This is a genomic window from Leclercia sp. W6 (genome assembly GCF_003336345.1).
Lineage (GTDB): Bacteria > Pseudomonadota > Gammaproteobacteria > Enterobacterales > Enterobacteriaceae > Enterobacter.
Window position 1 is genome coordinate 3,752,796 of the sequence record NZ_CP031104.1, and the last position, 13,361, is coordinate 3,766,156.

11 protein-coding genes are annotated in these 13,361 nt (G+C 60.4%); 2 read left to right on the forward strand and 9 right to left on the reverse strand.

Features of this window, described 5'->3' with window-relative positions:
* Window positions 1–19: 19 nt before the first annotated feature.
* Both DVA43_RS18355 and DVA43_RS18360 read left to right on the forward strand, forming a co-directional pair.
* Window positions 20–2,143 (forward strand): alpha-galactosidase, encoded by a 2,124-nt coding sequence (locus tag DVA43_RS18355; protein ID WP_114316363.1) that lies wholly within the window; start codon window positions 20–22, stop codon window positions 2,141–2,143.
* A gap of 44 nt (window positions 2,144–2,187) precedes the next feature.
* On the forward strand, window positions 2,188–3,462 hold the full coding sequence (locus DVA43_RS18360; protein WP_114316364.1) for an MFS transporter: 1,275 nt from the start codon (window positions 2,188–2,190) through the stop codon (window positions 3,460–3,462).
* Here the strand turns inward: DVA43_RS18360 and rhaM are convergent.
* The 9 genes from rhaM to rhaB all read right to left on the reverse strand — a co-directional run bounded on the left by rhaM (window position 3,450) and on the right by rhaB (window position 13,276).
* Window positions 3,450–3,764: an L-rhamnose mutarotase gene (gene rhaM, locus DVA43_RS18365; RefSeq protein WP_103177536.1), complete on the reverse strand. Its 315-nt coding sequence runs from the start codon at window positions 3,762–3,764 to the stop codon at window positions 3,450–3,452. The two genes, DVA43_RS18360 and rhaM, sit on opposite strands and share 13 nt — an antisense overlap.
* Window positions 3,761–4,909, reverse strand: coding sequence for a lactaldehyde reductase (gene fucO, locus DVA43_RS18370; RefSeq protein ID WP_114316365.1), 1,149 nt, complete (start codon window positions 4,907–4,909; stop codon window positions 3,761–3,763). The genes rhaM and fucO overlap by 4 nt, the downstream gene beginning before the upstream one ends.
* Before the next feature lie 70 nt (window positions 4,910–4,979).
* Window positions 4,980–5,984: an ABC transporter permease gene (locus tag DVA43_RS18375; RefSeq protein ID WP_114316366.1), complete on the reverse strand. Its 1,005-nt coding sequence runs from the start codon at window positions 5,982–5,984 to the stop codon at window positions 4,980–4,982.
* Window positions 5,981–6,985, reverse strand: a complete 1,005-nt coding sequence (locus tag DVA43_RS18380; protein WP_114316367.1) for an ABC transporter permease — start codon at window positions 6,983–6,985, stop codon at window positions 5,981–5,983. The genes DVA43_RS18375 and DVA43_RS18380 overlap by 4 nt, the downstream gene beginning before the upstream one ends.
* A complete protein-coding gene (locus tag DVA43_RS18385) occupies window positions 6,986–8,488 on the reverse strand; it encodes a sugar ABC transporter ATP-binding protein (protein WP_114316368.1) in 1,503 nt (500 codons plus the stop codon).
* Between the two features lie 68 nt (window positions 8,489–8,556).
* A complete protein-coding gene (gene rhaS / locus DVA43_RS18390) occupies window positions 8,557–9,543 on the reverse strand; it encodes a rhamnose ABC transporter substrate-binding protein (RefSeq protein ID WP_114316369.1) in 987 nt (328 codons plus the stop codon).
* Window positions 9,544–9,624: 81 nt separating this feature from the next.
* Window positions 9,625–10,455: a rhamnulose-1-phosphate aldolase gene (rhaD, locus tag DVA43_RS18395; RefSeq protein WP_103177530.1), complete on the reverse strand. Its 831-nt coding sequence runs from the start codon at window positions 10,453–10,455 to the stop codon at window positions 9,625–9,627.
* A 95-nt stretch (window positions 10,456–10,550) separates the two neighbouring features.
* On the reverse strand, window positions 10,551–11,810 hold the full coding sequence (rhaA, locus tag DVA43_RS18400) for an L-rhamnose isomerase (protein ID WP_114316370.1): 1,260 nt from the start codon (window positions 11,808–11,810) through the stop codon (window positions 10,551–10,553).
* Complete coding sequence (rhaB, locus tag DVA43_RS18405) at window positions 11,807–13,276, reverse strand: rhamnulokinase (RefSeq protein ID WP_114316371.1); 1,470 nt, start codon at window positions 13,274–13,276, stop codon at window positions 11,807–11,809. The genes rhaA and rhaB overlap by 4 nt, the downstream gene beginning before the upstream one ends.
* Between the last annotated feature and the right edge of the window lie 85 nt (window positions 13,277–13,361).

Consider the following 13,361-nt stretch of genomic DNA (forward strand, 5'->3'; position numbering starts at 1 on the left):
CGATGACAGGAGATGTCCGATGCAAGAGGCTATTTTACGACTCGCGAGCGAAACGGTGGATGTGGTAATCAAAACCCAGCCGTTCGCCGAAATTCTTTACTGGGGGCCACACCTTCGCCACTTTTCGCCGCAGGATGCGGCTACGCTTTCCCGCCCGATTGCTAACGGCAGACTGGACGTAGACTCGCCGGTGACGCTGATGGCGGAGCTGGCCCATGGCCTGTTTGGCGCGCCGGGCATTGAAGGCCACCGTCAGGGTCTGGATGGCTCGCCGCGGTTTCGGACCGTGACAGTCGCGCAGCAGGGACAAAGTCTGACCCTCACCGCCGAAGATGAGATCGCTGGCCTGCGTCTGACCAGCGAGATCGCCCTTGATGACAGCGGCGTGCTGACGGTTCGCCACGGCCTGACCAACCTTAAAAGCCAGCCGTGGCAGGTGGATCGCCTGGCCGTCACCCTGCCGCTGGCGGAACGGGCCCGCGAAGTGATGGCCTTTCATGGCCGCTGGATCCGCGAATTTCAGCCGCATCGCCTGCTGCTGGAGCACGACAGCTTTGTGATTGAGAACCGCCGGGGCCGCAGCTCCCACGAGCATTTCCCGGCGCTGATCGGCGGCACGCCGGGCTTTAGCGAAATGCAGGGCGACGTCTGGGGCGTGCATCTGGGCTGGAGTGGCAACCATCGCCTGCGCGCGGAGGCCAAAACCGATGGCCGCCGTTATCTGCAGGCCGAAGCGCTCTACCTGCCGGGTGAAATGGCGGTGGAGGAGGGGGAAACCCTGTGGACCCCACGCCTTTACGCCAGCTACTCCGCGCACGGGCTGAACGGCATGAGCCAGCAGTTCCACCGCTATCTGCGCGCCAACATCATCCGCTTCCCGGAGAACAAACCGCGCCCGGTGCATCTCAACACCTGGGAGGGGATCTACTTTAACCACGACCCGGAATACATCATGCGGATGGCGGATGAAGCGGCCTCGCTGGGGGTGGAGCGCTTTATCATTGACGACGGCTGGTTCAAAGGCCGTAACGACGACCATGCCGCGCTGGGGGACTGGTATCTCGACGAGCAGAAATACCCCAACGGCTTAACGCCGGTGATCAACCACGTCAAACGCCTCGGCATGGAGTTTGGCATCTGGGTTGAGCCGGAGATGATTAACCCGAACTCCGATCTCTGTCGCGCCCACCCGGACTGGGTGCTGGCCCTGCCGGGGTATGAACAGGCCACCGGTCGCCACCAGTGGGTGCTGAACCTCAACATTCCTGCCGCTTTCGACTACCTGCTGGAGCGCATGAGCTGGCTGCTGGGAGAGCATCAGGTTGACTATGTGAAGTGGGATATGAACCGTGAGCTGGTGCAGCCGGGCCATAACGGTAAGGCCGCAGCCGATGCCCAGACCCGCCAGTTCTACCGCCTGCTGGATACCCTCGGCGAGCGCTTCCCGCACGTGGAGTTTGAATCCTGCTCCTCCGGCGGCGGGCGTATTGACTATGAAGTGTTGACCCGCTGCCATCGCTTCTGGGCCTCGGATAACAACGACGCGCTGGAACGTAATACTATCCAGCGTGGCATGAGCTACTTCTTCCCGCCGGAGGTGATGGGCGCGCACATCGGTCATCATAAATGTCACGCCACGTTCCGCCAGCACAGCATCGCCTTCCGGGGCCTGACGGCGCTGTTCGGCCATATGGGGCTGGAGCTGGATCCCCTCGCCGTGGATGAGCAGGAGCGCGAAGGCTACCGGCACTACGCGGCCCTGCATAAGCAGTGGCGCGAGGTGATCCACCACGGCACCCAGTGGCGGGTGGATATGCCCGACAGCACCACCCTGGCGCAGGGAATTGTGAGCGCGGATCAGCGTCAGGGGCTGTTTATTGTCAGCCAACTGGCGATGCCGGACTACACCCTGATGATGCCGCTGCGTATGCCGGGGCTGGCGGCCAATGCCCGGTACCGCATCACGCTGCTCGATCACCCCAATATCCGCCTGACCGGCGAGGGTGGGCACACCATGCGCAAGCTGCCAGCGTGGATGGAGACGCCGCAAACGGTGAGCGGCGAATGGTTGATGCAGGCGGGGCTGGCCCTGCCGGTTCTGGATCCGGAAACCGCCATTCTGATTGGCGTTGAACGCGTATAAGGCCAACGGGCCGGGAAACCGGCCCTGAGTTGAGGATAAAAATAATGAACACGACTGCCTGTACCCATAAAGACAACCCGAACTTCTGGATCTTCGGGTCGTTCTTCTTTCTCTACTTCTTCATCATGGCCACCTGCTTTCCGTTCCTGCCGATCTGGCTGTCGGATATCATTGGTCTGAATAAAACCCATACCGGGATCGTCTTCTCCTGCATCTCGCTGTTTGCCATCTCGTTCCAGCCGGTGCTGGGAGTGGTGTCGGACAAGCTGGGGCTGAAAAAACATCTGCTGTGGATCATCGCGGTCCTGCTGTTTCTCTTCGCGCCCTTTTTCCTCTATGTCTTCGCTCCGCTGCTGAAGACCAATATCTGGCTCGGGGCGCTGAGCGGTGGGGTCTACATCGGCTTTGTCTTCTCGGCGGGATCGGGCGCCATTGAGGCCTATATTGAACGCGTGAGCCGCAACAGCTTCTTTGAGTACGGCAAGGCGCGCATGTTTGGCTGCCTCGGCTGGGGGCTGTGCGCCTCGACGGGCGGCATCCTGTTTGGCATCGATCCGTCGTATGTCTTCTGGATGGGCTCCGCCGCGGCGCTGGTCCTGATGCTGTTGCTGGTAGTGGCAAAACCAAAACCTAACCAGACCGCGCAGGTGATGAATGCCCTCGGCGCGAACCAGCCGCAGATCACCGTCAAAACCGTCATCAACCTGTTCCGCCAGCGCAAAATGTGGATGTTTATTCTGTACGTGATTGGCGTGGCCTGCGTCTATGACGTCTTCGATCAGCAGTTCGCCACCTTCTTTAAAACCTTCTTCGCCACGCCGGAGGCGGGCACGCGGGCGTTCGGTTTTGCGACCACTGCCGGAGAGATTTGCAACGCCATCATCATGTTCTGCTCGCCGTGGATCATAAACCGCATTGGCGCGAAAAATACGCTGCTGATTGCCGGGGTGATTATGGCGACGCGTATTATCGGTTCGTCATTTGCCACCACCGCCGTCGAAGTGGTGGCCCTGAAGATGCTCCACGCGCTGGAAGTGCCGTTCCTGCTGGTGGGGGCGTTCAAGTACATCACGGGGGTGTTCGATACCCGACTCTCCGCGACCATCTACCTGATTGGCTTCAACTTCGCCAAACAGCTGGCGGCGATTTTTCTCTCCGCCTTCGCCGGGAATATGTATGACCGGATCGGCTTCCAGGATACCTACCTGATGCTGGGCTGTTTTGTGCTGGCGGTGACAGTGTTGTCGGCGTTTACGTTGAGCAGTAAGCGGGAGATCGCTGCCGCGAACGCGGCAGCGTTAACACATCAGGCCAGGTAAAACACCTCTTTCAGCCCGGTGCTCACCGGGCTGTTGTCCGGGTTAGCGGGCATCACCTCCCCCATATATTTCCACCAACGCTGGCAGACATCGGTGTTCGCCACCGCGTTCCAGCGCTCTTCCGATTCGATCTCCACCGTGGCAAACAGCAGGTGACGTTCTTTATCGAGATAAATGGCGTAGTGGTGGGCGCCATGGTCTTTCAGCACCGCTTCCAGCTCGGGCCAGATCGGGTTGTGGCGACGTTCATACTCCTCGTGTGCGTCAGGGTTCACCTGCATCACAAAGGCTTTGCGGATCATAATGCCTCCAGATAGAGTTCGCGCACCTCGTCGCGGCTGGCGCTGCGCGGGTTGCAGGGGGCGCACGGGTCGGCGAGGGCTTTGTCGAGCCAGCCTTCGATATCGGCTTTGGTGACGCCCAGCTTGCTGAAGCCGGATGGAATACCGACGCGACTGCTCAGGGCGCGGATGGCGTTGATCGCCGCCATGCTGGCCGCTTCGGCGCTCATCTCGCGGGTGTCCACACCCATCGCCTGGGCCACGCGGGCAAAGCGTTCCACGGCGTTCGGACGGTTAAAGTTTTCGATGATCGGAAGCAGGATGGCGTTGCACACGCCGTGCGGCAGGTTGTGCGTGGCCCCCGGCTGGTGGGCCAGGGCATGCACCAGCCCCAGCCCGGCGCTGTTAAAGGCCATACCTGCCAGATACTGGCCGTAGGCCATCTGCTCGCGCGCCTCCAGGTTATGTCCATTGTCGACCGCCTCCGGTAGCCAGTGGGTAATCAGGCGAATCGCCTCCAGCGCGTTGGCATCGGTGAGGGGGTGAGCGCCGACAGAGACATAAGCTTCGATGGCGTGGGTCAGGGCGTCCATTCCGGTGGCGGCGGTGACGGAGGCCGGAATATCGAGCATCACGCTGGCATCATCCACGGCAATGTCCGGGATGATGTTCGGGTCGATAATCACCTCTTTGACCTGACGCGCCGAGTCGATGATCACCGCATTGCTGGTCATCTCTGCCGCCGTACCTGCGGTGGTGTTGATGGCCACCAGCGGCACGCCGGGGTTGAGCACTTTGCCGACGCCGGAATAAGCGGTAGACGGGCCAGGATTGGCGGTGAGAATTTTAATCGCTTTGGCGGTGTCGATCGGGCTGCCGCCCCCGAAGGCAATGATGTAATCGCACTGCGCATCCTGGAAAGCGGCAAAGCCCTGCTGCACCAGCTCTTCCGTCGGATTCGGGAAGACCGCGTCAAACAGGTGATACGACATCTGCTCTGCGTCGAGGGCGGAAAACAGGCTATCGAGCAGGCCCATTTTTACCAGCTGACCGTCGGTGACAATCAGCGCGGTGCCCCACTGTTTGTTCGCCACCAGCTTAACCATATCGCCGATTGCGCCTGCGCCGTGCAGGCTGATTTTCGGCAGCGCCAACATAAAGCTCATGATAATTCTCCTTAATTACGGTGATTTTTATGCCCGGCGGCGCTGCGCTTGCACGCAGCGCCACCCGGCACTAGATCCGTCTTCGCTGCATCACGCGGCGGGTGATGATCGGCAGGGAGATCACCACAATCAGCATCGCACCGATAATTACCGACATCACGATGCCCGGCACGTTGAGCAGGCTCAGGCCGAAGGTGACCAGCCCCATCAGGAAGGCGGCGATAATCACGCCCACCATGCTGCCGGACCCGCCAAGAATATTGACCCCGCCAAGCACCGCCATGGTCACCACCGCCAGCTCCCAGCCCATCGCGATGGTCGGGCGGGTACTGCCCAGACGCGAGGTAAGCAGCACCGAGGCCAGCCCGGCCATCAGCCCCACCAGGGCGAAGAGGATCAGGTTGTGACGCTTGACGTTGATGCCGGAATACCAGGCCCCGGTGGGGTTATTGCCGATGGCGTAGGTACGACGCCCGAAGTTGGTTTTGTGCAGCACGAAGGCAAACACCACCGCCAGCACCATAAACAGCGCGAACTCAAACGACAGTGCACCCCAGACGTATCCCTGGCCGAACCAGGCGAAGCTCTCCGGCCAGGTATTAAGCGCCTGGTCACCCAGCAGAATGTAGGTGATGCCGCGGTAAAGGCTCATAGTGCCGATGGTGATAACAATCGACGACAGGTTAAAGCGGGTCACCAGCAGGCCGTTGAACAGCCCGCACAGCAGGCCAACCCCTAACCCCACGCAGACCAGCCACGGTGTATCCAGCCCCGCCGCCGCGCAGAAGCCCATCACCGTCGAGCTCAGGGCGATAGTGGAGGCCACCGACAGGTCAATCTCCCGGGCGATAATCAGCATCGCCATCGGCAGCACGATGATCGCTTTTTCGGTGAAGTTGAACGTCGCATCCGACAGGTTCCAGATATTCAGGAAGTACGGGGAGGCCAGGGCATTGCCCACGAACACCGCCAGGGTGACCGCCAGCAGAAAACCTTCCCAGCACAGCAGGCGCCGGAAAATGCCCACCGGGGCCGGACTATTTTTCATCTCTTCAGAGGTCATCACTTTACTCATGATCTCACCGCCTGTTTCTGACGTGCCAGCGCCGCATCGCGCAGGATCAGCCGTCCTTTGCGTTTGTTGCCGCGTTCATTAAGCAGCACCGCAATCACAATCACCGTCCCGTAAATCGCCATCTGCCAGAACGGCGACACACCAATCACCGGCAGGGCATTGTTAATCACCCCGAGGAACAGCGCCCCGCACAGGCACCCTAACACCCGGCCGGTACCGCCCATGGTGCTGATGCCGCCGATGACGCAGGCCGCCACCACCTGAAGCTCAAAGCCGTTCGCCACATCGACATAGGCCACCGCGAAGCGCGAGATCCACAGATAGCCGCAGAATCCGGCCAGCGCCCCGGAGAGGCAGAAGCTGACAAACTGCATTTTGCCGGCGTTGATCCCGGTGTAGTACGCCGCCGTGGCGTTACCGCCTGCAGTGTAGAGCGCCCGCCCGGTGCGGCTGTAGCGCAGGAAATAGCCCACCAGCAGCAGGGCGGCGATGGCGCACCAGCTCAGCACCGGTAAACCCAGCACCGACGCACGCGGCAGGCCGAGGAAATCGGCCCCCATCTGGTTGGAGTTGACCCAGCCGCCGCCGGAGAGCAGAAAGATAATCCCGCGGTAGATGCTCATGGTGCCAAGCGTTACCACAATCGCCGGGATGCCCATCTTCCACACCAGCAGACCGTTGATAACGCCCATCAGCAGGCCCAGGGCCGTCGCCAGAATGAGCAGCACCCAGACCGGCACCTCGGGGTAATTAAAGTTGATCAGGGCGACAATCATCCCGGTCAGCGCCAGGTTCGCCGCCATCGACAGGTCGATGCCTTTGGTGAGCAGCACCATCATCTGGCCGAGGGCGAGGATGATCAGAATCGAGGTGTCGTTAAACATCTCCACCAGGTTGCCCGGCGCGATAAACGACGGGACGCGGGTGCCGATGGCAATCACCATCAGCACAATCACCGCCGCCAGCAGCGCCTCGCGGTGTTTAAGCAGTTGTTGCACCATTTATGCGGCCTCCTGTCTGGCACCGCTGGCGGCGCTGACGATGGTTTCCGCCGTCGCGCCCCCCGCCTGATACTCCGCCACCATTAACCCTTCATGCATGACGATGATCCTGTCGGCCATGCCCATCACTTCCGGCAGTTCGGAGGAGACCATGATCACCGCCAGCCCCTGACCGACCAGCTCGGACATAAACTGATGCACCGCCGCTTTGGAGCCGATATCGATCCCTTTGGTCGGTTCATCCAGAATGATCACGTCCGGGTGGGTCGCCAGCCATTTGCCGATCACCACTTTCTGCTGGTTGCCGCCGGAGAGGGTTTCCACCGCCTGCTTCCAGCTAAAGGCTTTCACCTGTAGCCGCTTCGCATATTCATCCGCCAGCTGCCACTCGCGATCGTCATTCAGCACGCCGCTGGCGTTGAGCTTGCTAAGCTGCGGCAGGCTGATGTTCTGGGCAATCGACAGCTCGATAATCGCCCCCTGCTTCTGGCGCTCTTCCGGCACGCAGACGATCCCGGCTTTGATGGCGTCCGCCGGCTGGCGGAAATGCTGCGCTTTGCCGTTCAGCACAATGCTGCCGGAGGAGGGGCGCGAGACGCCGGAGAGCGCCTGCATCAGCTCGGTACGCCCGGCGCCAACCAGGCCATAGAAGCCGAGGATTTCGCCTTTGCGCAGGGTAAACGAAATATTGGCGAACTCGGTGGGGTGGCAGAGATCCTGCACCTCCAGGACGATGTCGCCCTTCTCACATTCCACTTTTGGGAAGGTCTGGGTAATGGCGCGACCCACCATCATCGCCACCATCCGCTCTTCGGTGATGTCGTTGATGGCCCCGGCGCCGACAAACACGCCGTCGCGTAGGATGGTGTAGTGATCCGCCAGCTCAAAAATCTCGTCGAACTTGTGGGAGATAAAGAGGATGGCTTTTCCCTCCTGCTTTAAGCGTTCGACAATCTGATAGAACTCGAGGATTTCATGCTGCGACAGGGCGGCGGTGGGTTCATCGAGGATCACCACCTGGGCGTCAAAAGAGAGCGCACGGGCAATGGCCACCATATGCCGCTGGGCGATGCTGAGGGTTTTCAGCGTGGCGCGCGGGTCAATCTGCACCTCCAGACGGGTGAGGATCGCCTGCGCCCGGCGGTGCATCTCCGGCCAGTCGAGCTTTTTGAAAAAGCCTTTATAGAGGTACTGACCGACAAAAATATTTTCGGTGACCGACAGCTCATCGAACAGCACGGTCTCCTGGTGGATGGCGGTAATCCCCACCTTGTGCGCCGCGTCAGGGGTCGGCAGCTGAATGGGGATCGCTTTATAGAGGATTTCGCCCGCGTCGGGCTGGTAGATGCCGGTCATCACTTTCACCAGCGTCGATTTGCCCGCGCCGTTTTCACCAATCAACGCGGTGACTTTGCCGGGCCAGAGTTCAAGCTGCACGTTCTCAAGGGCACGCACGCCAGGGAAAACCTTGGTGATGCCGTTGAGTGCCAGTAATGGGGTCATGATAGTTCTCCACCATAGGGGATTTTGTAGGCCGGATGGCGCTACGCTTATCCGGCCCACAAAACGCATCAGAAGATTTTCGAGAACTTATCAATGTTGCTGGCATCGTAAACGAACGGCTCAGCCATCGCGCCGCTGCCGTCGGCATCCAGCTTCACTTTGCCCAGTTTACCCATGCTGGCTTCGTCTTTGGTCGCCGTGCCTTTTACCAGATCGTCCGCTAAATAGGTCGCGGCATACCCGAGGTCGATAGGGTTCCAGATGGCGAAGCTCTTGCTGGCGCCAGATTTCACCGCGCCCGCCATTTCAGACGGCAACCCTAAGCCGGTGACGTACACTTTGCCGATCTTGCCCTGATCTTTTACCGCCTGCGCCGCCGCCACGATGCCGACTGACGACGGGGAGACGATCACTTTCAGATCCGGGTAGGTTTTCAGCAGGCCAACCGCTTCGCGGTAGCTCTTGTCAGAGAGATCGTCGCCATAGGCCACGGTCACCAGATTGACGGACGGGTACTGCGGCAGCACCTTTTTCATCTCGGCAATCCAGGTGTTCTGGTTGGTAGAGGTAGGGGTAGCGCTCAGCACCGCCACGTCGCCTTTCTCCACATTCAGCGCTTTCAGCGCGTCGGCCGCCAGCTTGACGTTGGTCTCGCCAATCAGCGCGTTATTAGAAGGGTTAAGGTGGATCTGGCGCCCGGCTTTCGCCACGCCGGAATCCCAGGAGACCACTTTGATCCCGCGCTGCATCGCTTTTTTCAGCACCGGTACCACGGCGTCAGGATCGTTGGCGGAGATGGCGATCGCATCGACACCCTGAGCGATCAATCCGTTCAGCACTTCGATCTGGGCTTCTGCGGTGGTGGTGGTCGGGCCGGTATAAATGACTTTGACATCCCCCAACTCTTTAGCTGCCTCCTGGGCACCCACGTTTGCCGCTTCAAAGAAGCCATTACCTAAGGATTTCGCCACCAGGGCGATTTTCACTTCAGCTAAAGCAGAACCGGACAACGCCAGGGCGGCAACGGTGAGGATCAAGCTTGTCTTTATTTTCATTGCTTTTACTCCACTTAATTGAGTTTTGTAGGGTTTGCAGGTGTAGGTTCGCCCCGTCTCAATGAGCGGGGCGCGATGTTCTTATTTGTAGAGATCTAACGCTGACTGCACCGGGTTAACGCCAAAGCGTTTACCCAGCGCAATCAGTTCTTCCCGGGTGATGGTCTGCTTCATGCCACCCATTGAATAAACTTTTACCAGCACTTCGGCAGATTTCTCGGCGGTATCGATCAGGCCAAAGGTTTCGTCCAGCGTCGGGCCGCTGCCGAACACGCCGTGGAATGGCCACAGCACCAGCGAATGTTTTTGCATCTCCACCGCCGTGGCGCTGCCGATTTCGTCGGTACCCGGCACCATCCACGGCAGAATGCCCACGCCATCCGGGAAGACCACCAGACACTCGGTGCTGCCTTCCCACAGCTGGCGGGTGATGACGTCTGAGTTGTTCTCCAGCACAAAGGTCAGGGCGATCAGGTTGGTGGCGTGGCAGTGCATGATCACCCGATCTTTCCCCCCCGTGGCTTTGATGCGCTCGCAGTGGGAGAGGAAGTGGGCCGGCAGTTCAGAAGTTGGCACCGCTTCGTCAGTCAGCCCCCAAAGAATGTGGTAGCCCGCGCCGTCGCTGTCCACTTTTACCACCCCTAAATTGGCGGTGGGATCGAGCTGTACGTTGCGGAAGAATTTGCCGGAACCGGTGACGATAAACGGCGTGTTGGCGAGCAGCGGCATCGGCTGGCTCAGGGCGATATAGCGCGGTTTGGCGTGGAAATCCGCTTCAAACGGGGCGATATCCGCGTCATCCAGGCGCAGCGTCAGGTTGCCGCCGTTGCGCTCGTCCCAGCCTTTCAGCCATGCGTCGGAGGTGGCTTTGATCATGCCCTGGACGAACCAGGATTGAGTGATGGTCTGCATTCTGTGTTTCCTTTGAAAATGCCCGGCGGCGCTTCGCTTACCCGGCCTGGTTTTACCCGTAGGCCCGGCAAGCAAAGCGCCGCCGGGCAATGTCTTTACTTACGATTGGCTAATACGTCCTGCTCATACGCCCGGATGTTATCCAGCCACTGGCTGCCCGCCGGGGCGTCGTTGCGCTGGCAGTACATCTCCCATACCGCCTGCCACGGCAGTGATTTTTGCTCTTCCAGCAGGGCCAGACGCGCGGTGTAATCCCCCGCGGCTTCCAGCGCGCGCAGCTCGGCGGTGGGCTCCAGCAGGGCGCGCAGCAGGGCTTTCTTCATGTTGCGGGTGCCGATCACCCACGCCGCGATGCGGTTGATGGAGGCATCAAAGAAGTCGAGGCCGATATGTACCCGGTCGAACAGGTCATGGCGGATAATCTCGCTGGCGATGGCCTGGGTTTCGTCATCCAGCAGCACCACGTGGTCGCTGTCCCAGCGCACCGGACGGCTGACGTGCAGCAGCAGGTGCGGCACATAGAGCATCGCGGCGGAGATCTTGTCGGAGATGACCTCAGTCGGATGGAAATGGCCCGCGTCCAGACACAGCGCGGTCTGGCGGCTGGTGGCGTAACCCATGTAGAACTCGTTGGAGCCCACGGTGTAGCTCTCGGCGCCAATGCCGAACAGCTTGCTCTCCACGGCATCGATGTGGTGCGCCGGGTTCAGCTTTTCACTGATGGCTTCATCCAGCGCCGCCAGCAGGCGCTGACGTGGGGCGAGGCGGTCAACGGTGATGTCTTTCATTCCGTCCGGGATCCAGATATTCATCACCGACGGGGTGCCAAGCTGCTCGCCAAAGTATGCCGACACGCGGCGGCTGGCCTTCACGTGGTCGATCCAGAACTGGCGGATCTCGTCATCAGCGTGGGCGAGGGTAAAGCCGTCGGCGCTCAGCGGATGCGAGAAGCAGGAGGGGTTAAAATCCAGCCCCAGCTTGTTGGCTTTCGCCCACTCGACCCAGTTTTTAAAATGTTCCGGTTTGATGGCGTTACGCTCGACGGGCTCGTCGGATTCCAGATAGATAGCGTGCAGGTTCAGGCGCTTAGGGACCGGGATCAGGCTCAGGGCCAGCTCCAGATCGGACCGCAGTTCGGCGGCGTTGCGTGCCTTGCCCGGATAGTTACCGGTGGCCTGAATACCGCCGGTCAGCGCGCCGCCCGGGTTCTCAAAACCGGCGACGTCATCACCCTGCCAGCAGTGCATAGAGACCGGCAGACGGTCGAGCTGACGCAGAGCCTCCTCGACATCCACGCCCACGGCGGCGAAACGCTGTTTAGCCAGTTCCCAGGCTTGTTCAAGTTGAGTGGTCATGCGCAAAGCTCCTTTGTCGGTCGTTGTTGCTGAAACTGCGCCCGGTAGCGGGCAATCTCATGATCGGGATGAGGGGTAAAGGTGGTCAGGCCATAGTTGCCGGTCACCACCTGGCGGAACTGGTCGACGTTGTTCAGTTCGTCGAGGGTCATCAGCTGAATGCCAATATTGCCGAGGGTGGAAGCCTCGACCGGCCCGGCTAACACCTTGATGCCGCAGGCGTTGGCGCACAGCTGGTTGAGCAGCTGGTTCTGGCAGCCGCCGCCCACAATGTGCAGCTCGCTGAACGGCTTCCCGCGCAGGGTGGCCAGCTCGTGCAACACCTCGGCATAGAGCAGGGCGAGGCTGTCGAAGATGCAGCGCGCCAGCTCGGCGGCGCTCTCCGGCACCGGCTGCGCACTTTCGCGGCAGGCGGCCTGGATCTCGGCGCTCATATTGGCCGGATTGATAAAGCGATCGTCATTGGGGTTGATCAGGAAGCGGCACGACGGCAGGGTTTCCGTCTCAGCGATCAGGGCAGCCAGGTCGCTGATACCTTTTTCCTTCAGCACCCGCTGCAGCAGCCACAGCCCCATAATATTTTTCAGTACCCGGTAGCGGCCCTCTGCGCCGCCCTCGTTGGTAATGTTGGCCGCCAGCGCGCTATCGCTGGTGTAGGGGGTTTTGCTCTCAAAGCCCATCAGCGACCAGGTGCCGGAGGAGAGATACGCTGCATCCTTTGAGGCCAGCGGGGCGGCGATCACCGCGCTGGCGGTGTCATGGCTGGCGACGGCCACCACCGGGATGGCATTCTCCTGGGGGCAAATCCAGTGACCGATCACATTGCCCGGATGGGTCGGCGTGCCAAACCAGTCGCGCGGCGCGCCGGTCCAGTTGAGCAGGTTCTCGTCCCAGGTATCGGAATTGATGTTCACCAGCTGGGTGGTGGTGGCGTTGGTATATTCCCAGTTCATCTGGCCGGTAAGGCGGTAGCTGAAGTAGTCCGGGATCAGCAGGGCGTGGGCGACCTTCGCCACCAGCTCCGGCTGCTGCTCAACCAGGGCACGCAGTTGATAAAGGGTATTAAAGGGCAGGAACTGGATGCCGCTGCGGCCATAGATCTCCGCTTTGCCCAGCTGCGCCAGCGCGTGCGTCATTACCCCGTCGGTGCGGTTGTCGCGGTAGGAGACCGGCAGGCCGACGCGCTGGCCGTGGCTGTCCAGCAGCACATAATCCACGCCCCAGGTATCAATCCCGATGCTGTCGATGCGAATGCCTTCTTCACAAACCTTATTCAGCCCGGTGCGGATCTCCGCTTCCAGGGTGTCGATATCCCAGCAGTCAAAGCCGTCCCGCTTTTGCAGACAGTTAACGAAACGGTGGATTTCGCGAAGCTGAAGCGTGCGCGCCTCGCGGTGGTAGCTTGCCAGCATCACCCGGCCGCTGGATGCGCCTAAATCGACAGCCACACAATGGCGAAAAGTCATGGTCCGGTCCTTCCTGAAGTCATTGCCGGACAGTGTAAAAAAGGGAAGGAAAGGCGACCTTCTTGCCACTGACAGTGCATTTCTG

What these genes read in the sequence shown, in the direction of transcription:
- DVA43_RS18355 (WP_114316363.1), top strand. Translation starts at nt 20, where the DNA reads ATGCAAGAGGCTATTTTACGACTCGCGAGCGAAACGGTGGATGTGGTA.
- DVA43_RS18360 (WP_114316364.1), top strand. Translation starts at nt 2,188, where the DNA reads ATGAACACGACTGCCTGTACCCATAAAGACAACCCGAACTTCTGGATC.
- rhaM (WP_103177536.1), bottom strand. Translation starts at nt 3,764, where the DNA reads ATGATCCGCAAAGCCTTTGTGATGCAGGTGAACCCTGACGCACACGAG.
- fucO (WP_114316365.1), bottom strand. Translation starts at nt 4,909, where the DNA reads ATGAGCTTTATGTTGGCGCTGCCGAAAATCAGCCTGCACGGCGCAGGC.
- DVA43_RS18375 (WP_114316366.1), bottom strand. Translation starts at nt 5,984, where the DNA reads ATGAGTAAAGTGATGACCTCTGAAGAGATGAAAAATAGTCCGGCCCCG.
- DVA43_RS18380 (WP_114316367.1), bottom strand. Translation starts at nt 6,985, where the DNA reads ATGGTGCAACAACTGCTTAAACACCGCGAGGCGCTGCTGGCGGCGGTG.
- DVA43_RS18385 (WP_114316368.1), bottom strand. Translation starts at nt 8,488, where the DNA reads ATGACCCCATTACTGGCACTCAACGGCATCACCAAGGTTTTCCCTGGC.
- rhaS (WP_114316369.1), bottom strand. Translation starts at nt 9,543, where the DNA reads ATGAAAATAAAGACAAGCTTGATCCTCACCGTTGCCGCCCTGGCGTTG.
- rhaD (WP_103177530.1), bottom strand. Translation starts at nt 10,455, where the DNA reads ATGCAGACCATCACTCAATCCTGGTTCGTCCAGGGCATGATCAAAGCC.
- rhaA (WP_114316370.1), bottom strand. Translation starts at nt 11,810, where the DNA reads ATGACCACTCAACTTGAACAAGCCTGGGAACTGGCTAAACAGCGTTTC.
- rhaB (WP_114316371.1), bottom strand. Translation starts at nt 13,276, where the DNA reads ATGACTTTTCGCCATTGTGTGGCTGTCGATTTAGGCGCATCCAGCGGC.